General features: G+C 58.8%; 20 protein-coding genes. 10 read left to right on the top strand and 10 right to left on the bottom strand.

Going from position 1 to position 19,273, the window contains the following annotated elements; genetic code table 11:
* Positions 1-55: 55 nt before the first annotated feature.
* Genes BSL82_RS16165 through BSL82_RS16140 form a run of 6 tightly spaced genes read left to right on the top strand, consistent with a single transcriptional unit; the run spans position 56 to position 5,134 of the window.
* Positions 56-763 (top strand): class I SAM-dependent methyltransferase, encoded by a 708-nt coding sequence (locus BSL82_RS16165; protein ID WP_072598288.1) that lies wholly within the window; start codon positions 56-58, stop codon positions 761-763.
* A gap of 17 nt (positions 764-780) precedes the next feature.
* Positions 781-1,719 (top strand): glycosyl transferase, encoded by a 939-nt coding sequence (locus BSL82_RS16160; RefSeq protein ID WP_072598287.1) that lies wholly within the window; start codon positions 781-783, stop codon positions 1,717-1,719.
* Positions 1,720-2,904: an EpsG family protein gene (locus tag BSL82_RS16155; protein WP_072598286.1), complete on the top strand. Its 1,185-nt coding sequence runs from the start codon at positions 1,720-1,722 to the stop codon at positions 2,902-2,904.
* 9 nt (positions 2,905-2,913) lie between these two features.
* Positions 2,914-3,669 (top strand): glycosyltransferase, encoded by a 756-nt coding sequence (locus BSL82_RS16150; RefSeq protein WP_072598285.1) that lies wholly within the window; start codon positions 2,914-2,916, stop codon positions 3,667-3,669.
* 14 nt (positions 3,670-3,683) lie between these two features.
* Entirely contained in the window at positions 3,684-4,376 is a 693-nt protein-coding gene (locus BSL82_RS16145; protein ID WP_162274414.1) for a glycosyltransferase, read from the top strand.
* Complete coding sequence (locus BSL82_RS16140; protein ID WP_226998507.1) at positions 4,316-5,134, top strand: glycosyltransferase family 2 protein; 819 nt, start codon at positions 4,316-4,318, stop codon at positions 5,132-5,134. The genes BSL82_RS16145 and BSL82_RS16140 overlap by 61 nt, the downstream gene beginning before the upstream one ends.
* A gap of 24 nt (positions 5,135-5,158) precedes the next feature.
* On the opposite strand, the gene BSL82_RS16135 is transcribed toward BSL82_RS16140, so the two are convergent.
* The 3 genes from BSL82_RS16135 to BSL82_RS16125 all read right to left on the bottom strand — a co-directional run bounded on the left by BSL82_RS16135 (position 5,159) and on the right by BSL82_RS16125 (position 8,582).
* Positions 5,159-6,127, bottom strand: coding sequence for a GumC domain-containing protein (locus BSL82_RS16135; RefSeq protein WP_083579257.1), 969 nt, complete (start codon positions 6,125-6,127; stop codon positions 5,159-5,161).
* Positions 6,128-6,211: 84 nt separating this feature from the next.
* Positions 6,212-7,195 carry a GDP-L-fucose synthase family protein gene (locus tag BSL82_RS16130; protein WP_072598282.1) on the bottom strand — a complete coding sequence of 328 codons (984 nt, stop codon included), beginning with the start codon at positions 7,193-7,195 and terminating at the stop codon, positions 6,212-6,214.
* A 64-nt stretch (positions 7,196-7,259) separates the two neighbouring features.
* Positions 7,260-8,582: a site-specific integrase gene (locus tag BSL82_RS16125; RefSeq protein WP_158010972.1), complete on the bottom strand. Its 1,323-nt coding sequence runs from the start codon at positions 8,580-8,582 to the stop codon at positions 7,260-7,262.
* Positions 8,583-8,961: 379 nt separating this feature from the next.
* Between BSL82_RS16125 and BSL82_RS16115 the strand changes: the two genes are divergently transcribed.
* From BSL82_RS16115 to BSL82_RS16095, 4 genes are all read left to right on the top strand, one after another.
* Positions 8,962-9,513, top strand: coding sequence for a helix-turn-helix domain-containing protein (locus BSL82_RS16115; RefSeq protein ID WP_072598279.1), 552 nt, complete (start codon positions 8,962-8,964; stop codon positions 9,511-9,513).
* 183 nt (positions 9,514-9,696) lie between these two features.
* Positions 9,697-10,752 (top strand): mechanosensitive ion channel domain-containing protein, encoded by a 1,056-nt coding sequence (locus BSL82_RS16110; RefSeq protein WP_072598278.1) that lies wholly within the window; start codon positions 9,697-9,699, stop codon positions 10,750-10,752.
* Positions 10,753-10,818: 66 nt separating this feature from the next.
* Positions 10,819-11,776 (top strand): IS630 family transposase gene (locus BSL82_RS20115; RefSeq protein WP_158010753.1). Its coding sequence is split into 2 segments (ribosomal slippage): positions 10,819-11,169 and positions 11,171-11,776, totalling 957 coding nucleotides; the frame shifts between segments, so codons are not numbered across the junction.
* A gap of 48 nt (positions 11,777-11,824) precedes the next feature.
* On the top strand, positions 11,825-12,178 hold the full coding sequence (locus tag BSL82_RS16095; protein WP_072598277.1) for a hypothetical protein: 354 nt from the start codon (positions 11,825-11,827) through the stop codon (positions 12,176-12,178).
* A 49-nt stretch (positions 12,179-12,227) separates the two neighbouring features.
* Here the strand turns inward: BSL82_RS16095 and BSL82_RS16090 are convergent, their stop codons facing one another.
* From BSL82_RS16090 to BSL82_RS16060, 7 genes are read right to left on the bottom strand one after another with little or no spacing between them, the layout of a single operon-like run.
* The gene (locus BSL82_RS16090) at positions 12,228-12,764 is read right to left on the bottom strand and encodes an A24 family peptidase (RefSeq protein WP_158010970.1); all 537 of its coding nucleotides are present in this window, start codon (positions 12,762-12,764) and stop codon (positions 12,228-12,230) included.
* Positions 12,765-12,782: 18 nt separating this feature from the next.
* Positions 12,783-13,649: a tetratricopeptide repeat protein gene (locus tag BSL82_RS20790; protein ID WP_193408587.1), complete on the bottom strand. Its 867-nt coding sequence runs from the start codon at positions 13,647-13,649 to the stop codon at positions 12,783-12,785.
* The gene (locus BSL82_RS16080; RefSeq protein ID WP_072598275.1) at positions 13,646-14,680 is read right to left on the bottom strand and encodes a LytR C-terminal domain-containing protein; all 1,035 of its coding nucleotides are present in this window, start codon (positions 14,678-14,680) and stop codon (positions 13,646-13,648) included. Before BSL82_RS16080 ends, BSL82_RS20790 begins: the two co-directional genes overlap by 4 nt.
* Before the next feature lie 22 nt (positions 14,681-14,702).
* On the bottom strand, positions 14,703-15,674 hold the full coding sequence (locus BSL82_RS16075) for a type II secretion system F family protein (RefSeq protein WP_072598274.1): 972 nt from the start codon (positions 15,672-15,674) through the stop codon (positions 14,703-14,705).
* Between the two features lie 4 nt (positions 15,675-15,678).
* Positions 15,679-16,674: a type II secretion system F family protein gene (locus BSL82_RS16070; RefSeq protein WP_072598273.1), complete on the bottom strand. Its 996-nt coding sequence runs from the start codon at positions 16,672-16,674 to the stop codon at positions 15,679-15,681.
* Complete coding sequence (locus tag BSL82_RS16065) at positions 16,671-18,065, bottom strand: TadA family conjugal transfer-associated ATPase (protein WP_072598272.1); 1,395 nt, start codon at positions 18,063-18,065, stop codon at positions 16,671-16,673. Before BSL82_RS16065 ends, BSL82_RS16070 begins: the two co-directional genes overlap by 4 nt.
* Before the next feature lie 2 nt (positions 18,066-18,067).
* Positions 18,068-19,273, bottom strand: a complete 1,206-nt coding sequence (locus BSL82_RS16060; RefSeq protein WP_072598271.1) for a CpaE/TadZ family protein — start codon at positions 19,271-19,273, stop codon at positions 18,068-18,070.

Genomic DNA, 19,273 nt, shown 5'->3' with positions numbered 1-19,273 from the left:
ATGCCGCATCTGCTCAGGAGAGACCCGCCGAGCCTTTGACATGTGCTCACGCAGGGTGGATCAAACCGTTCCAGTCTTTCGATGCGGTGCGTGCGATGCCTATTTTTCCAATGGCGGCGCGACAAATTACGATGATGCCGATCTGACGGAGTACTACACGCGCTACGCAGCCGCTATTCGCGCTCGCTATAATCGGTTAATGACGGAAATTGAACGCTATTGCAGTGTCGGAAGCCTGATCGACATCGGCTCTGGAATGGGCTTTTCGCTGCAAGTGGCCAAGGCTCGGGGTTGGACTGCAAGCGGCATAGAGCCCAACCAGGCACTCGTATTAAGCGCGAAGGAAAGGGGAATAGATGTCGTTCATGGATATCTATCCGATGATGCAGTCGGCCAATATGATGTTGTTCTCATAGACAACGTCCTTGAACACGTTCCCGATCCTGTGGCGATGATCCGCCAAGCGAAGCGGTTGATGGCTCCTGACGCGCTGTTGGTGCTTGCGGTGCCGCCGTTCGACTGGCTCCGGCGGTGGCTGGGCACCATTCCCATTATAAGAAACAACGTGTCACATCCCCAGATAAATGTGTTCAACGAAGTTGATGAGCATGTAAACATGCTTGGCCGGCAGGGGGTAAGGCGGCTTGCCTCGGCGACCGGACTGAACATCCTGCCTGTTCGTTATCACCATAGCCGGGTGTTCAATAACTTTGTATTTCTCCTACTTGGATTGGATGACGGATATTACTTTCTGAGGGGATAAGGGACCTCAAAATAGTTATGGAACATTATGTTACATTGTTTGACAGCTTATTCCTTCCCCAGGCGCTGGCGCTGCACGCCTCGATGGAACGGCACTGCGCGCCCTATCATCTCTGGATGATCTGTGTCGACGAACAATCTTTTTCAGTTCTGCTGAATCTTGATTTGCACAATGTGTCCCTATTGAATCTTGGAAACGTTGAGACCGCCTCTCTAAAGGAGGTCAAGCCCAGCAGGACTCGGGGCGAGTATTGCTGGACGCTAACCCCGTTCGCTCCGCGCTTCGTATTTGAGGCAGACCCCAGCGTTGAGCGGGTCACATACGTTGATGCAGATCTCTGGTTCCGAAAGAGTCCGGACCCCATATTCGCCGAGTTCGAAAAGTCCGGCGCGCACGTGCTGATGACGGACCACGGCTATTCGCCGGAATATGACCAGTCTGCGACCTCCGGACAATATTGCGTGCAGTTCATGACCTTTAACCGGCATGGCGGCGAACATATACGACACTGGTGGGAGAGCCGCTGCATCGAATGGTGTTTCGCCCGTTTCGAGGACGGCAAGTTCGGCGATCAGAAATATCTGGACGATTGGCCGGAGAGATTTGGGAATGACGTTCACGTCCTTGGGCACGAAGCTTGGACGCAGGCCCCATGGAACGCCACCCGATTTCCATACAGCCAGTCAATCCTGTTTCATTTTCACGGTCTCAGGCTGGGGCCTCGCGGGCTATTGGATTTTGGGTCAATCTATCCTCTGCCTCCCATCGTGGTTCGGCAGGTGTACGGTCCTTATGTAGCGGACCTCAAGGCGGCGATCGCCCGACTTCGCTCAGCCGGATGCGAGCCACGGCCGCAAATCCGCCCCCGCGGCCCCTGGATCACGGCCAAACGGTTCTTGTCGGGCATCTATAATAATCTGTGGCGCTTCAACTATCAGAACCACCAGAAGTATTAAATGATGATTGAGGCAGAGTACAAGACTCAAAATTCAAGGGATGTCCTTTTAATACCGTTGTATCTTGCGTTGACGATGGGCGCTCTGAACATCCCGATGCTTTCATTTTTCTTGTCGGTTTTTATCCTTATTAATATTCAACCTAAACATAGCGATGTGCGGCTTATTTTTTCCCTTATTGCCGGCGTTTCCCTGTCTCTCATGGCAGCCGCGCGCCCTGTGGCGTTCGAGCAATTCAGCGATACCGACGTATATTATGGGATATATCGGGCAATCTGTGACGGCGATATGAGTGTACTTACGCTGTATGGCGGTGGGTTTGAGGTCGGAATTTCTGTTTTATTTTTTCTACTATCCCTTATTTCATCGAACCTGTCCATCAACGGGATGATGTTTTTCCTTTCTCTGTTCAGTATTATTTTGTTTATCGTATGGCTATGCCGGGTCAGCGCTCAGGAAGCACCCCAAAAGCAAGCCCTTCTGCTCGGCATCTCACTCTTGATGATCAATCTATATTTCTCTACTCAGACATCGCGTCAATTTATAGCGACGATATTACTGCTTTTCGCAATAACGGAAAAATCGCTTTTTATCAGATTCGCTTTGCTGGCGTTGGCCAGTGCGTTTCACATAACGTCGATTCCGTTTTTCATCATATACGTGCTTGGGCAGAGGTGGAGATACGGCTGGCTTGCTGTGCTCGGGCTGGCGGCGGTGCTGCGCTTCTACTTTGCAAACCTACTGGCGATGATCGGTGTAATGCCAGCAGCAATGGCGGAGAAGATAACCTATTATCTCAACAATTCCGCAGGCTATACCGAGGCGGATCTTGGCGCCCTCAGGATCATAGTACTTCTCGCAATCGTCTCAGTAATTGCTACTATCACATGCCGGCTGAAACCTCCGGCGGAGGCTCGGGTCTGGTTGAAGGTTCCATGGATTGCGGGGGCTGTGCATATCATTCTGTTACCCATACCCTTGCTGTCGCTGAGGACAACCCTTGTCATTCACGCGTTGCTGCCGGGGTTTTTGGTAGCAAAAATGCTCGACAGAAGGCAAACGTGGATGATGGCTATGGCAGTGTCTAATGCACTTCTGCTCTACAAGGTGGTCAGCTTTGCCTCAGCCGAGGGTTCAGGCAATTTGTTGTCGACATTGGCCATCTCTCATCTGCTGTTTCTTTGAGTATTCCGAATGATCAATGATGCGGCCCCGGTCCACCAGCAGCCAGTCGTTACTGTCGTTACCGTCGTGTTCAATGATGCGGAGGGCATCAGCAGGACGATCGAGTCGGTGGCGGGACAGACCTATGATTCTGTCGAACACATTGTCGTTGATGGAAAATCCCAGGACGGGACCGCCCAAAAGGTTGAGGAACGTCGCGACCTGATCGATGTTTACCTTTCAGAGCCTGATCGCGGCATTTACGATGCAATGAACAAGGCGATCGGGCTTGCCAACGGCAAGTTCATGCTCTTCATGAACTCTGGGGACGTCTTTTTCGACCGATCATCGCTCTCGAAGCTGATCGAAAGGGCGGAAGCGACGAACAGTTCGGCCGTGTTCGGCGGATGGGTCAGGCAATCTCCAGGCGGCTCGACGGAATTCCGACAACCGAAGTTGCGATCAGGGTTATTCAACCACCAGGCGGTCCTTTACGCCCGAAGCCTGCATCGCGAACTCGGGCCGTATGCGTTGGTGCCAGGGCTGACGACGGCGGACTACCTTTTTCTGTCGGCGCTGCTGCAGGACAGCCGCATACCGACCTCCGAGCTTACGGAGCCGGTGGCCATTATCGATATCGGCGGCGTTTCCGCCGGCAACCACACGTTTGCCCAGAAGAGCGCTATTGACTATTTGCATGGCCGCATCTCGAAGTGGCGGCTTGCCTCTTATCTCGTGCTTCATCCGATCTATCGCATGGTGAAGAAACTTTCAGGGCGACAATGACAATCTCGGTTTGCATGGCGAGCTATAATGGCGCGCCTTATATTGAGGATCAGCTCCGGTCGATACTGGCGTCGGGCCAAGTTGATGAGGTGCTGATATCCGATGATGGTTCGTCGGATGACAGCGTCGACCGCATAAGGGCGATCAGCGATCCTCGCGTTCGGCTCGTCCTCGGCCCTGGCCAGGGGTTGGTTCGCAATTTCGAGTTCCTACTATCGGAGGCGCGAGGAGACTATATCTTTCTGGCCGATCAAGATGATATATGGCTGCGAGGAAAAGTATCTACCATGATGGCGCATTTACGCTACGCCGATCTCGTCGTCAGCGATTGCGCGGTAGTTGACGAGCGGCTGAACACCATAACAGAATCATTCTTTGCCCTACGTCGCTCGCGGAACGGCCTGATGCATAATATCATGCGAAACAGTTATCTAGGCTGTTGCATCGCCCTGAGGCGGCAGTTGCTCGATTACGCGCTACCTTTTCCGGCAAATGTGCCGATGCATGACTGGTGGTTGGGACTGGTCGCCGAAACCTTTGGTCGACCCCAGTTCATTGCGGACCGGTTGGTGCTCTATCGCCGCCACGGTGGCAACACCTCAACCACTTCCGAGAGTTCCGCCACGCCGATGCTGGTGAGGTTGCGGTGGCGCATCATCCTGGCCTGGGCTCTGGCCCGGCGAATGATTCTGACAAAAGTTTGCTGATCACGCCGATGGTAAAGATTTCACTCATAACAGCGACTTACAACGCCGCCGATACCGTGGCCGACAGCCTTCGTTCGGCAGCCATGCAGACATACCAAAACGTGGAGCATATTGTCATCGACGGTGCGTCCACTGACGGCACCCAAAAAATCGTCGAAGAGAGTGGCGAACGGCTGACGACTTTTGTCAGCGAGCCGGACCGAGGCATCTATGATGCCCTGAACAAGGGCATTGCACTCGCCACCGGCGATGTAATCGGCTTTCTTCATGCCGACGACCTTTTTGCGCATCAAGAAGTTCTATTGCGGGTCGCTAGCACGTTTCAGGATCCCGACGTCGACGTCTCTTATGGCGACCTTGAATATGTCAGGCGGACTGATCCGGATCGTGTCGTGCGCCGGTGGATCTCGGGCACATTCGCTCCGGGACGACTTGCATATGGATGGATGCCGCCACACCCCACCTTTTACGTCCGCCGCCAGATGTATGACCGTTTTGGCCTCTTCGATCTCGACTACAAGATTTCCGCTGACTATGACCAAATGCTGCGGCTGCTTCGCCAGCAGGAAACAACGGTGCGCTATATCCCCGAAACGTTGATCCAGATGAGGTTAGGAGGAGCCAGCAATCAGTCCCTCCAATCCATTCTGCTGAAGAGCTCGGAGGACTACAGAATAATCCAACGTCACAAGCTGATAGGCTTTCTTACGCTTCTGGGGAAAAATCTGTCCAAGGTTCGTCAATTCAGACCTTTTTGACTGTAAATAACTTGTGGTTGTGAGCTATTTAGTTCCACCCGTTCGAATTTGTGAAATCGCATTTTTCACCATTTCCGCGAAAAGAGCATACAAAGTCCAGGAAATCAGCCCCAAGGCAATGCATATCACCAGAACGATTGATGGCCGTGGCCGTGTGGGTCGCTGAGAAGCTTCAGCGCCTCCAAACACTTCCGCTACAAACGAAATGTCCGAATTTGCCATCATCCTCATTCGCTCGTAGAATCTAAGTTGATCTAAAAGACTTTGCCTGTAATCGACGACTTGGACCTCATTCAGCCGGCCCTGAAGGTATTTTATATATTCTGTTGATCGAATTAAGGATTTCTGTCGTAGAAAATTGTCTGCTTCGGCATTTATTCTGTTAAGAAAATATATCGAAAAATTTGGGTCCCTATGATCGAACGAAACTGTAGTTATAGGTTTTATCTTATCGTCCCTGATCACGACCGATTTTCTGATATACTCCTGAAGGTCTTTTGGGCCGGGGGGGATCCAACGATATCTGGGGATACCCAAAATATATTTAAGCCCTCCAATTATGGACGAACTAACGGATTTGGGCTCTTTCCATGTCTTATAGTCTCGATCCCATAATCCTTCAAAAACCTTGTGCATTATCACCGGATCTTCGCTCAGCTTGACAGCGACCGCGTATGACTTGGCTGCCTCCTCATACATCGCAAATCCGGAGCTTTCACCGTTTCCGAGATTCAGACCGACGAGCGAACCGAGTCCAGCCAAATTGCTCGATATCTTCGCAGCGTTCTGCTCCGCCGGCGTGAGAACCAGCTCGGTGGTATAGGTATATGTCGCGGCCCTGAGATAAAAGGAACCAACAACTATTGACAGAAGTACAAAAACGACTCCGCTGAACTTTCTACTCCACAGTCTTGTCAGGATATCCGTGAAATTCATCTCGAAATTTCCAGAACGAGAGTGACCTGGCGGTATCTCATTGTTATCATTAGCCATGGAAGTTCTTCCGGTTCAAGAGGTTCGGCGGCAGTATTCAATCTTCTCGGGCTCTGAGGAAAGCCTTGTCAGCATCGCAATCGATCAGGTGGCTCGTAGCTGACTAGCCCGGAAATCTTCATAAGCCCGCCGCAGACCAGTCTCCAACGTCACCTTCGGGGTCCAGCCGAGCGCGGCGATCTTGCCTGAATCCATCAGCTTTCGCGGGGTGCCGTCGGGCTTGGAAGGGTCGAACGCCAAGCGTCCCTCATACCCGATAACGGTGGCGATCATTTCCGCCAGCTCGCGAATGGTCACATCCGATCCGTAACCAATGTTGACGAGCGGCGGTACGAATTCGTCCGGATCGCGGCTGCCCAGCAGTGTGGAATAACGCGCATCGTCAAGCGTCATCAGGAACAGGCAGGCATCGGCCAGATCGTCACTGTAAAGGAACTCACGCCGGGGCGTGCCCGATCCCCAAATCACTACCTCCGCCGCTCCGGACAGCTTTGCCTCATGAAAGCGCCGAAGCAGTGCCGGTATGACATGGCTGTTCGTGGCGTGATAGTTATCGCCCGGTCCATACATATTGGTTGGCATGGTCGCCAGGAAACGCGCGCCATACTGGCGGTTGTAGCTCCAGCAGCTCTCGATTCCGGCGATCTTTGCGAGCGCATAGGGGCGATTGGTGCCCTCCAGCGGCCCGGTGAGGAGATATTCCTCCTTGATTGGCTGGGGCGCCAGCTTCGGATAGACGCAGCTCGATCCAAGAAACATCAGGCGCTCAACGCCCGTTTTCCATGCATTGTCAATTATGTGAGTCTGGATGAGCAGATTGTCGCGAATGAAATCGGCCGGACAAACCGAGTTGGCGTGAATGCCGCCGACGCGTGCGGCGGCCATGAAAACATGCTTCGGCCGCTCCGTTTGAAAGAACTGTGCGACGGCCGAACCATCGGTGAGATCCAGTTCACCGTGTGTGCGCGCAACGATGTTGGTAAAGCCGGACCGCTTCAGGGCGCGGAAAATTGCGCCGCCGACGAGACCGCGATGACCCGCCACATAGATTTTGTCGTCTATACGCATTGCGAAACTCGGCTCCGGGTCGATCTGAACAGCGACCCACGCATATGGCGGACAAGGCCGGCGCTCAAGTTTTTCCTTTTTCAGGGACGGGCCGTACCCTATGCACCGTAGTCAGCCCGTCCATCTCCCGCCAATAGGTCTCCACCGCCGCGATGAAGTCCTTAAGATACTCAGGCCGGAGATGGGTGTAGTTGCGGCCTGAGCCCCGCTCGGAGCTGTGCCCTGCAGCGGCGTCGATCTGCGCCTGCGGCACGCCTACGGTCTGAAGATAGGTGTGGAGCGTATGGCGCAGTGTGTTGGGTGAGCCCAGCCCGCGCCACATGAGCTCTCGACCGCCATTGTTGTCGACCTGCTCCCGCTGCCGACCTTGTCTATCGAGCAGCGGGACACGCAAACCCAGATGCGGGTTCCGGATTCCTGCCTCCATCAGACAAGCGTCGAAGGCTTTACGGATGCCGTAACATGGTCGTTCATAATATTCCGGAACAGCAGGGTCCGCCCAGAAGCTTTTAGCCAATGGCGTCTGATACCGGATGATCTTGCCGCTCGCGCCTGCCAGCCAAGGTCGCAGCGAAGGCGCAACCGGGACGGTCGATCGCCGCTTTTTGGTCTGCATTCTTCCCGGTGGATTGAAATAGATAATGCCATCCCGCACCTGTGGCGCCTCCAGTTCGAGGATCGCCTCAGTCCGTCCATGTGTGCTCAGGCTGATCAACGTAAACAGGTGTACGTGATGGCGCTCCTGAAGACGCCAGGCGGCCTCCAACAGGCCGGCGACCTGTTCCATGCTGTATTCAAGCTCCTTAGGCCCGGAACGTAAGGCCGCATCCACATCGGGAATGCACGGCACCTCTCGCAGCCGATTCCTCTTCCGGGCATAATTCAGCGCACTACTCAACGCGGCGAGATCGCCACGGATGGTTTCACCCTTGACGCCTTCGCCAAGGCGAAAGGTGATCATCCGATCTACAATGTCACCGCCAAACAGGTCTTCGACCGAAACCGCACTTCCAATCCTGCCTGCACCCCGCTCGGCTGCAAAGAACCGCTCCCAATGCGCAACCGATGATGCATAGATGCTGGCGCGGGCAAGTTTGTGAACGTGCTCCTCCAGCCACTGTGCGAAGACTGTCGACACGAGCGCCTGTGCGGCAGGCGCAGGCGCTACTGGACGGTTGTGTCGCTCGAAATGCGCTGCGAGTGCCTTTTCAGCCTCGATTGGTGGTGCGTCAGGCGAACCGCCGCCAACGCCCGTGCCGATGCGGCGTCTGCTACGAGCGGATCGATCGTACCAGCAGATGCACCATTCGTCTCGATCCTGGCGATACCAGAGCCAGAAGTCTCCAAGCTGCCGTCGTCCCGGCAGGCGATTTGCGGCTTTGGACATTTCAGGCCTTCGCGTATTTCCCGTGTTTCCAGATCAAGGATGATCGGCATGGCGTCCGAAGCGAGGAGCGCGGGGACCAGCTCCGGCGGGAGGTGGAATGCCGTGCCGTTGCGAGCTGCTCGCCTAAGGCGCTTTGCGATCTGCTGAAATGGACTTTGGGGGCAACTGCGGTTCTCTTGCGTGTGTTCCATAACATTAATTTCTTACCATGAGCAAAATTTCGAACATATCTGTTATATACATTACAATAAATTAGCTCGTCAAGGCAAAACATGTCCTTTATGGCACACAAGTGTGGCCCCGCGTGGCCTATCCACAAGGTGCGCGTATTGCTGACCACGTGCTTGGCGATATAATTGTTTGATCTGGGAGGCATGCAATGACCGAGAAGCGAACCGGCTATCCATATGAGGAAACGCGCGCGACGCAGATGCTTGCAAGGGCTTTGAAAAAGGCTTGGGATGAGAAGCGCCTCAGCCAGCGCATGCTTGCCGAGCAGCTCGGCTATCGGAGTTCGGTCATACTCAGCCACATGGCGAGCGGCCGGGCTCCCATCCCCATCGAGCGTGTTGGTGACTATGCACACCTACTTGAGATGGAGGAAGGGGAATTTCTTTTGGCGGTCCTTGAGCAACGCTATCCGCATCTCGATTTCAGGAACATGGGCGCGAAAACCGAGCCGCAGAGCGACGACGGACTGTTGGAGGAGTTGGAGCTTATCGCCGGACAGCCGCTCTCATCGTTGCCGCCAAGCCAGATGAACGTGGTGCGCCAAGCACTCGCGGACCATCAGGCACAGCGTCGCTGGCTCTCGCTGAATGAACTGCCCGTTGTGGAATTCCTCCGGCGCACCTTTCCGGAGCTAAGGGAACAGGGGCTTGATCAGGAGCAGCGCCAGCACCTTCATGCCTGTCTCGAAGGGTGGTCGTAGCGCTGCCAAAATCCCTCAGCACCTATTCCGCCTGTTCCCCACTGGATTTCGTATTCAGGAGGCCAGGTTGTACGGGTCCGTGCTAGGGAATAGCCGGTGTATCCCACCCCGGGCGGCGGTCCGCAGTCGGCACCAAAGGTGAACCACAACGAGCCAATCGGCCCGATTGCGCGTTAAGTGAACATGCTGGTCCTCCCTTCCCCACGACGCATCTCCGGTGCCGCTCTTTGGTCCGCGCTTCCGACGATCGCCCTTTGGCTCGCCGCGCTCATTCTCCTGTCCAGCCAGGAAGCGGCCGCTCAGGATGCTGCGCCGACACAGGCACCGGCAGAAGTGTCGGCAGAGGCTCCGCAGACGGCCATTGCGGCAAGGGCGGATGGTCAATCCGACGCAGACATTCGCGGGCGGATCCGCAGCATCTTCTCGGAAATCGCAGGGCTTCGGGGTGTGGAGGTTCGGGTATCCGCTGGCGTGGTCACGCTGACCGGAACGGTCGCGACGCTGGAGGACGTGAACCGCGCGATTGCGATTGCCGGGCGAGTGGCCGGCGTCGTCACGGTCCAGAACGAGCTTGAACGCGATCTCAAGGTCGACAGCAATCTGACTCCTGCGATCGACAGGTTCAGCGACGATCTGCGCGGCCTCGTTCGCGGATTGCCGCTTATCGGCGTGGCGTTGGTCATCGCGCTGGTGATTGGTGCGTTCGGTTATCTGCTGGCCTCCTTCGGGCGACTTTGGCGAAAGATCGCGCCCAACACGTTCCTCGCAGAGTTGCTGGCGACGCTGGTCCGCTTTGTCTTTGTCGTGCTCGGAATCGTGGCCGGGCTGGAAGTGCTGGGCGCGACCGCGCTGCTGGGCGCCGTGCTTGGCGGGGCCGGCGTGATCGGAATCGCGATAGGGTTCGCCATTCGCGACACCGTCGACAATTACGTCTCCAGTCTTATGCTCAGCCTTCGCCAGCCATTTCGCGCGAACGACCATGTCGTAATCGAAGGTCATGAAGGTCGTGTCGTGCGGCTCACCAGCCGTGCGACCATCCTGATGACCCTTGAAGGCAATCATCTGCGGATTCCCAACTCGACCGTGTTCAAGGCGGTGATCCTGAACTACACCCGCAACCCGGAACGGCGTTTCGACTTCGAACTCGGCATCGACGCGAACGACGATCCGGTGGATGGCATGGCCGTCGGTCTCCGGGCGGTCCGAGGCCTGGATTTCGTGCTAGAGCAACGGGCGTGAAATAGGAATCAGGCCAAGGATTCCCAGCGACCGGAAAATATGATTCACCGTTGCTGGAGGTGGATCATGGGGAAAGCCTTTTCGAGCGATCTTCGGAATCGGATATCTGATCATGTGGCGGCGGGTCATTCGCGACGTGATGCGGCGCGGCGATTTGGAGTGAGCGTGAGCTGCGCGATCAAGCTTGTGCAGCGTGTGGCGAAGACGGGGTCGGCGGCTCCGGCGCGGCAGGGGCGGCCGCCGGGAGCAGGCAAGCTTGCGCCGTACATGACAATGCTGATCCGCTGGGTGGAGGCGCAGTCGGATATCAGCATGCCCGAGCTTGCGGCAAAGCTTGAGGCGACGACGAAGATGCGTGTTCATCCAGCCTCATTGTCGCGCGCCCTTCTGGGAGCGGGCTTCAGATATAAAAAAACAGCTTCTGGCCTCGGAGTGCGGACGCGATGATGTTTGCGAGGCTCGTCGGCGATGGCGGCTGCATCGCCAGCCGCGCATGCGCGAGCAGGCGCACCGCTTGGTATTCATCGATGAGACAGCGACCACGACGAAAATGACGCGTCTGCGGGGGCGGGCTCGCCGTGGCCAGCGCCTGAAGGGACGCGCGCCATTTGGCCATTGGAAGACGCAGACCTTCATAGCAGGATTACGGTGCGACGGCCTGACCGCTCCCTGGATCATCGATCGGCCGATGACCAAAGAGATCTTCGAAATCTACGTGGAAACCCAGCTCGCGCCGACACTCGATCCGGGCGACGTCGTGATCCTCGACAACCTGCCGAGCCACAAGAGCGAAAAGGCCAAGGCGATCCTCAAGCAGCGCGGCGCCTGGTTCCTCTTCCTCCCGCCATACAGCCCTGATCTCAACCCGATCGAGATGGCCTTCTCAAAACTGAAAGCGCACCTCAGGCGCATCGGGGCCAGGACGATCGATGACCTCTGGCGAGCCGTCGGCAGCATCTGCGACCTCTATCCGCCCGACGAATGCCGCAACTACTTCATCGCCGCCGGATATGCACACGATTAAACGCTCGATGCTCTAGATAGGCCTGCCGCGACCGCGATCATAGATGAGGTGGGCGATTCCAATATCGTGCTGCGCTTCTTCGGCTGGGTCGATCAGTCGCGCACAGACTTCCTGAAAGGCCGCAGCCTTGCGCTGGACGCGGCCAAGCGCGCCCTGGAGGGAGCCGGCTTCGCCCTCCCGGAGCCGATCTATCGCCTGCGGTTCGACGAGACAGCACCGCTCCCGCTCCAGGGCAAGGGCACCAGATCGACCACGGCAAAGCCGAAACCGCAGGTGCCGAAAGCGGCGGAGAGGACCGCCGGGGATGCGGCTCCGGACGCGCATGTCGCAAAGCTGGTGGAGGAGGAACGCGCCGGGAAAGCAGACGGCGATCTGCTCGACGATAGGCGCCCGATCGAGTGAGGCCGCATCACGCACTATGTATGGGAAGCCACATCCCGCGCAGACGGGGCTACTCCACCATGTCCAGCAGTGAATTGTTCAATTGCTCATGGCCTGCCGATGGCGGAGACGCAGCGCCAGGATCAACCTCGGACATGGCAATGCTCAGCATGGTCCCAAGAGCAATGGCGACCCCATAGGGAACCGAACGGGCGGTCTTCCAGCTGGGGGCCGGCCGCGCACCTCCGGATCGGCGAAAGCGGCGGGTGCCGAGCGACAGCAAGGCGAGTATGCCTCCGGCGAGCGTGATGCTCAGAACCAGCAGGGGCAGCTGCGTCAGCTTGAACCAGAGAGCGACCGCCGCCCAGAGCTTGACATCGCCGCCTCCCAATATGCCCCGCTGAAACAGAATCGCGCCTATGCTTAGAACCAGGAGGAAAGATGCGAAATTTTGCCAGACCTCGGCGGTCCACCCTCCAAGCGTCGTGGCGACGAGAAACAGAAGGACGATCACGAGCGGGAAAATATTGGATATCCGCCGCGACAGCACATCCTGTATCCCCGCGGCGGAGACAAGCAGGGCGAGCGCAAGGATGAGATAGTTCAACTCCATGTCCTGCCGCCGCTATTTGCCGGAGGCGGCGTTGACCGCGGCCAGATTGTTCGCGGCGCGATCGTAATAGACGTCGCTGATCTCCATCGCGCGGCTGAGATATGCCCTGGCCGCCACGAAATCGCCCTGGAGCCAGGCCGCATAGCCGGCATTGTTCAGATTCTTGACCAGCTCGGTATCGCTGGCCGAAATGCCGATTGCATCGTCATATGAGCCGTTCAGCGCCAGCGCGAGGCGCAGATTGGTTTCAATCCTTTCATTGCCCGGCAACATGCCATGCGCCTGCTTCAAGTCATGCAGCGCTTCGGGAAAGCGTTTCTGCAGCAACCGGGAATAGCCCCGGTTGGCGAGAATCTCCCCCGCATTGGGGCGCACGGCAACTCCGCTGGCATAGGCCGCTTCCGCAGCCTGCCAGTTCCGCTTGAGGTCATAAGCGACACCGAGCGCGCTCCAGGCACGCCACAGCGAGCCATCGGCTTTCGTCGCCGCCGACAGATGGCCCAGCGCGTCATCGATGCGGTTGATCCGGATCGAGGCGATCCCGGCGCCTTGATGGGCGCGGGCACCCACCCCAATGTCCGCGACGAGAAGCCGGAAACCTGCGAGCGCCACATCATTCTGCCCACGCGCAAGATCATATTCGGCCTTCAGCAGATCGAGCATCGGCCCCGACTGGCGCGCAAGCTGTGATTGCTCCAGAAGCGTTTTCGCCTGAACGAGCCGATTGGCTCTGATCGCCTCATCCAACGCCGTGAGATCGATCGGCGCGACCTGCGCTACCTCGGGCTGCTTTTTCTTCTTCGCCTCCGCGCCGCAATGTACGGTGATCGCCAGAAAGGCACCGGCCAAGCCAAGCACGATGATGGGGCGCATCATCATGCGCTCACCTGCACACGCCGCAAATGGTCGTCGAACCGTGCAGCGTCCTGGCCGATTGCCAACGTGATCGACTGCACCTTGGGCGATGGTGTCAGTCGAACCTCGAACGGAAGCTGCGCCGCGATCGCCTTCGCAACGGCCGATTGTTCCACGGGATAGAGAAGCTCAGTTTCTTTGGTCGGAAGCGTGTCGCCCACGTCGGTGTTCGAATAGCCGTTGACCGACAGAAACCCGGCGAAGCGGGCGGCCATGCCGCGACGGCCAACCCCGTTCAGGACCACCAGTGATGTCGCTGTTCCGGTGCTTAGCATGACTTCGTCGTTCGCCATCTCGGCGAGGGTGGCAGCGTCCACATATATCCTCTGGCGGTGGTATTCGGGCGAATAGCGCGCGGGACGCTCGCTTGCGCTTTCCGCCGCCGGTCGCGTCACCGAAGTGATTTCCGGGCGCCTCGCAATATGTGCGAGCCGCGTCACCAGAAGCTGTGTGTTCACCGATAGTCGCTCCACCCATGACGAGCGTGTCGTTGCGCGCTCGGCCGGTCGTGCTTGCGCCCGCTCGCCCGCTGACGGGGTGAGGGCGGCCAGATTTCGCGCCGCGATGCCTGCCACCGTGTCTTCGGCGCCTTGCTCTGCCCGCGCGAGCATCGCCTGCGCCTCAACGCGCTTGCCCTGCAAGGCGAGCGAGTATCCGAAGTTGTTGAGCGTCATCCGCGAATCCGGATCAAGACCCAGCGCCCGCTCGTAATAGTTCCGGCTAAGGTCGAAGCGGCCCATGCGGTCATATGCCGCGCCCAGCCCGTTCAAAGCGTCGATCGACTTGGGGTTGAGCCGCAAGGCCTTGCGAAAGCCGTCCAGCGCAAGCGAGGCATTGCCCGCGGCAAGCTGAGCCTTGCCCCTGGAATAGTGATAGCTCGCATCAGCAGTGGCAGCGTCGGGCGTCTGGCCGCTCCACCGGACATTGGAAGGCATTTGCGCGCTGCTGCACCCTGCGACCGTGACCGCCGCCAAGAGAACTGGCTGGATTCGCATCGGTCTTCCCCTCCCCTTGTATTTAGCCGCCCATCGCCGGAAGCATCACGCGGATCACGCGGATGACGGCCGGAAGCATCAAAACACCAATCATGGTCGGCAACATGCACGCCACCAGCGGCACCGACAGCAGCACCGGAAGCCGGTGAGCCTTCTCTTCCGCCCGAAGTTTACGGCGCTCGCGCATTTCACCGGCATATATCCGCAGCGTCTGCGCGATGCTGGACCCCAGCTTTTCGGACTGGATGATGAGCGTGGCGAACGCACGAATCTCGGCAATGCCCGCCCGGTCGGCCATGCGGCGCAGTGCGTCTTCCCGCCCGCGCCCGGCGCGCAGTTCAAGCGTCACGGCGGCAAGCTGCTCGGCCAGGAGCGGATGCGAATGGACGATCTCCTTGCCCACGCGCTGGAAGGCGGCGTCTATTCCAAGCCCAGCTTCGACGCAGACCAGCATCAGGTCCAGCGCATCGGGAAAACCGTTAAGGAGTTCGCGCTGCCGCCGGTCGCGCTTGGCGGCGATGAAGATATTGGGCAGATACAGCCCTGCCACCGCCAGCAGCACGGCCCCCGCATAAAGCTTCATGATCGACGGCTGCACGGATGTCGCAAGGAAGAAGATGACGAACATGGCGGGCAGGCCCAGCGTCATCACGATCCGAACGAGCGTGAAGAGCGCGGGTGCCTGCGGGTGGGTATATCCCGCGGCGATCAGCTTTGCCCTGACGGAACGATCGTCGCTGTCGGCAAGGGAGACCCCGCGCTGCTCGATCTCCTTGACCAGGCGGGTCCAGAAGTTCTCGACTTCCGCCGTGCGCAGCGAACCTGCGGTTGTCAGCCCCTCGCGCACGCCCCTGATCTCGGGCAAGCGACGGCGGACCGCGACCCGCGACAGGATCATCGGCGTGATCGTGACGATTCCAAGCGTGACGATCAGGAAGATCAGCGCCAGCAGCGAGAAGCGCGACAGCTCGACGAGGGAGAGATTACCGGGCATCGGGCTATACCTTCAGGTCGATGAGGCGGCGGATCCAGTAGAATCCGAGCGCATAGAGCAGCAGCAGCGCTATGACCGACGGGAAGAAGGCGGCGTCTTCGGCGACGTCGATATAGAACGCCGGGTTGACGAGGAATAGCACCGAGAAGGCGAATACGGGAAGGCCGGTGAGCATCGCCGCCGTCATTCGCCCTTCGGAACTGAGCGCACGCACCTTCATCACCATTGCAGCCCGCTCGCGGATAACCTTGCCGAGATTTTCCAGTATCTCCGCCAGGTTTCCGCCGGTCTCACTCTGCACGGCGAGGCTGACCACGAACATGTGCATGTCCTCCAGTCCGCAGCGGTCGGCCATGTTCTGCAAGGCGTCCCGCAACTCAAGACCGTAGGTCACTTCGTCGACGACAATGCCGAACTCGGATCCGATCGGGTCGGGAAGGTCGGCGGTGAGAAGCTCCAGCGCGGCCGAGATGGGGTGACCGGCGCGCAATCCCCGGACGAACACTTCCAGCGCCAGCGGAAACTGTTCCTCCAGTTTCCGGATGCGTCTGTCGCGCAAACGCCCGATAATCATCATCGGCAGGCCGAAGCCGATGGCGGCCGCCAGGAGCAGAACGAGAAAGATCGCACCCGGAGATACCTTCGACCCCATTGTCACGATCGCGACGATCGCCAGCAGGACGATGCCGACCGCCGTCGCCACCATCAATGTCACGAAGCGGGCGACCGGCATGATCAGCCCGGCCTGGGACATGGTGCGGTTCACGTTCGTGAGGAACCTGCCGAACGGACCGGCGAAATGCATGTCCCTGCCTTCCCGACGCAGCATGGACAGCACTTCGGCGCGATCCATGCCCTTGGCGATCAGCCCAAGCCGTCGGTTCATCTGCCTGCGTTCGCCGTGAACGCTACGGAACCAGCTGACGCCCCCTTCGACGGCAAGCACGGTCGCAGCGAAGATCAAGATGTAGACGAGTATCTGGAGTGCGAGCGGGTTCATGCGGCCGCCCCCAGCTTCCGGTCTGGGGCGAAAAGCTCCACCGGCAGACGCACGCCATAGGCCGCCGCCACATCGATGAACTTGGGACGGATGCCCGACGCCTCATAATGACCCACGACACGCCCTTCGGCATCCATGCTGGTGCGCTTGAAGCGGAAGATTTCCTGCATGGTGATGACTTCGCCTTCCATGCCGGTCAGTTCGCTGACGCTCACCAGACGACGGCGGCCGTCCACCGACCGTTCGATCTGGACGACGATGTTGAGCGCCGAGGCGATCTGCGCGCGGGCGGAACGAGGCGGGATGTCGATACCCGACATGCCGATCATCTGCTCCACCCGCGACAGGGCATCGCGCGAGGTATTGGCGTGCACCGTCGTCATCGAGCCGTCGTGACCGGTGTTCATCGCCTGCAGCATGTCGAACGCCTCACCGGAGCGCACCTCGCCCACGATGATGCGGTCCGGCCGCATGCGAAGCGCGTTCTTCACGAGGTCGCGCTGTGTGACCTCGCCCCTGCCCTCGATATTGGGCGGCCGGGTTTCCAGCCGCGCCACATGCCGCTGCTGCAGCTGAAGCTCGGCGGAATCCTCTATGGTGACGATCCGCTCGCGGTTGTCGATATAGGCGGAAAGCGCGTTCAGCAGGGTCGTCTTGCCCGATCCCGTGCCGCCGGAAATCAGGACATTGCGCCGGCACATGACGACTGCCTTCAAGACCTCGGCGATTTCAGGGGCGATGCTGCCGATCTCGCACAACCTGTCCATGCTGATCGGAATCTTGGCGAACTTGCGGATCGAAAGCAGCGCGCCGTCCACCGCAAGCGGCGGCACGATGGCGTTGACGCGGCTTCCATCCTCAAGGCGGGCGTCCACCATCGGAGACGATTCATCCACGCGGCGGCCGACTGCCGAAACGATCTTTGAGATCACCCGCATCAGGTGCTTTTCGTCCTTGAAGCGGGCGGCCGTTTCCTCAAGCACGCCGAAGCGTTCGACGAAGACGGTCTTGTGCGAATTGACGAGAACGTCGGTGATCGTCGGGTCCTTCAGCAGCGGCTCCAGCGGCCCTAGCCCAAGGAGTTCGTCGAGGATGTCGTCCACAAGCTGGCGGCGCTCGCTGCTGTTGAGCGCATGTTTCCTGTTGGAAAGCTGTTCATGGACAAGTTCGCCGATCTCGCGGTGGATCTGGTCGCGAGTCATAGTTTCCAGCGCCGCCAGATTGATGCGGTCCAGCAGCGACTGGTGGATGTCGACCTTGAGATCGGTATGATGATCCTTGGCGCTAAGGCCGCTGATATCGGCAAGCGTCAACACCCGGTGCGCTTCGGCCGCATCCGCCGCCTGTTCCTCTCGCTCCTGGCCCCTGCGTCCCTTGATATGCCACGCCATGACTATTCTCGCTGCTCGATGTGGGTGAGAAGCATGTCGATCATCGCCGACATGTCTTTTTCGAGTCTGGTCTTCATCTTTATGTCGCTGACCGGCACGCCCTGATCGATCGCGGCGCTCAGCGTCCGGAAATCATTGCTGATTGTCGCCGCTATCGAATGGTTCAGCGCCTGTTCCGCCTCGTCCGTCTTGATCGACTTGAGGAAGCCCCGCTCGTGCCGGTTGACGATCACGTAAATCGGAAGATCGCCCAGGTCCTGGCTGGCCAGCATGTCGAGCTGCCGCCGCGCCTGACGCAGGCTCGGGATGCTCATTTCGGTGATGAGGCAGACGGCGTCGGCGCGGGCGACAAGCGACAGCGACCAGTTGGTCCAGCTTCCCGGCAGGTCGACGAGGACGTTCGAGAACTCCTGCCGCGCAAGGTCGAGTATGTCGCTCATCTGTTCCGCGCTGACCGATTCCAGCGGGATGATGTCCGGCGGCGCGGCGACCACGTGAAGCCCCGATGGGTGTTCGGTCGTGGTGGAGCGGAGCAGGGCACCATCGGCCCGCGCACCGGCCGCGATCACATCGGCGACCGAAAGGGTGGGCGACAGGCCGAGATAAAGCGCAGCGTTGCCGAATTGCAGGTCGAGATCCAGCAGGCAGGTCTCGCGGCCAGCGACGCCCTCCCTTGCTGCAAGCAAACAGCCCATCTGGGTGGCGAGCGCCGTCGCACCCACGCCGCCGACGCTCTTCACAAAAGCGATCACGCGCCCGTGGGAATCCTCACTCGGCGCGGCTCCGGCCGACATGCGCTGACGGGCCTGACCCAGCGCCTGCTGGAGTTCATCGAGCCCCAGCGGCAATGCGATCACATCGACCGCGCCCAGATGCATGCACTGGCGCGTCTCGCCATGTGTCGGTTCGCGAAGCGCAGCGATCACCGGCAATGGCGAAAGCGCGCGAATGGCGTTGGTGAGCCGTTCCCATCCCTCGGGAGTCTTGCCGTCGGTTTCGATGACGATCGCGCGCGCCCAGCCAAGGGTCGCGGCGTCCGGAGTGGCTTCGGGCGAAAGGGCGACCAGTCGCGCTTCAAACCCCGCGAGCGGCCCTGACGGAACCTCGGCCGCGGCCAGTTCCGCCTCGGAAAGCAGAACCGCGACGGCGTCCCGCCCGCGCGCGCTTCCCTTGAGCGAGCCTGTCTTACCGCGTCTGAACTCCATCAT

Source organism: Tardibacter chloracetimidivorans, from assembly GCF_001890385.1.
In the GTDB taxonomy this organism is placed as follows: domain Bacteria; phylum Pseudomonadota; class Alphaproteobacteria; order Sphingomonadales; family Sphingomonadaceae; genus Tardibacter; species Tardibacter chloracetimidivorans.
The sequence above is the reverse complement of the archived record's forward strand: the minus strand, read 5'-3'. Positions and strand labels throughout refer to the sequence as shown.

Excerpts from the sequence above, each read along its gene's own strand:
- BSL82_RS16160 (WP_072598287.1), top strand. The coding sequence starts at position 781 with ATGGAACATTATGTTACATTGTTTGACAGCTTATTCCTTCCCCAGGCG.
- BSL82_RS16155 (WP_072598286.1), top strand. The coding sequence starts at position 1,720 with ATGATGATTGAGGCAGAGTACAAGACTCAAAATTCAAGGGATGTCCTT.
- BSL82_RS16150 (WP_072598285.1), top strand. The coding sequence starts at position 2,914 with ATGATCAATGATGCGGCCCCGGTCCACCAGCAGCCAGTCGTTACTGTC.
- BSL82_RS16145 (WP_162274414.1), top strand. The coding sequence starts at position 3,684 with ATGGCGAGCTATAATGGCGCGCCTTATATTGAGGATCAGCTCCGGTCG.
- BSL82_RS16135 (WP_083579257.1), bottom strand. The coding sequence starts at position 6,127 with ATGGCTAATGATAACAATGAGATACCGCCAGGTCACTCTCGTTCTGGA.
- BSL82_RS16130 (WP_072598282.1), bottom strand. The coding sequence starts at position 7,195 with ATGCGTATAGACGACAAAATCTATGTGGCGGGTCATCGCGGTCTCGTC.
- BSL82_RS16125 (WP_158010972.1), bottom strand. The coding sequence starts at position 8,582 with ATGTCCAAAGCCGCAAATCGCCTGCCGGGACGACGGCAGCTTGGAGAC.
- BSL82_RS16115 (WP_072598279.1), top strand. The coding sequence starts at position 8,962 with ATGACCGAGAAGCGAACCGGCTATCCATATGAGGAAACGCGCGCGACG.
- BSL82_RS16110 (WP_072598278.1), top strand. The coding sequence starts at position 9,697 with ATGCTGGTCCTCCCTTCCCCACGACGCATCTCCGGTGCCGCTCTTTGG.
- BSL82_RS20790 (WP_193408587.1), bottom strand. The coding sequence starts at position 13,649 with ATGATGATGCGCCCCATCATCGTGCTTGGCTTGGCCGGTGCCTTTCTG.
- BSL82_RS16080 (WP_072598275.1), bottom strand. The coding sequence starts at position 14,680 with ATGCGAATCCAGCCAGTTCTCTTGGCGGCGGTCACGGTCGCAGGGTGC.
- BSL82_RS16075 (WP_072598274.1), bottom strand. The coding sequence starts at position 15,674 with ATGCCCGGTAATCTCTCCCTCGTCGAGCTGTCGCGCTTCTCGCTGCTG.
- BSL82_RS16070 (WP_072598273.1), bottom strand. The coding sequence starts at position 16,674 with ATGAACCCGCTCGCACTCCAGATACTCGTCTACATCTTGATCTTCGCT.
- BSL82_RS16065 (WP_072598272.1), bottom strand. The coding sequence starts at position 18,065 with ATGGCGTGGCATATCAAGGGACGCAGGGGCCAGGAGCGAGAGGAACAG.
- BSL82_RS16060 (WP_072598271.1), bottom strand. The coding sequence starts at position 19,273 with ATGATGGAGTTCAGACGCGGTAAGACAGGCTCGCTCAAGGGAAGCGCG.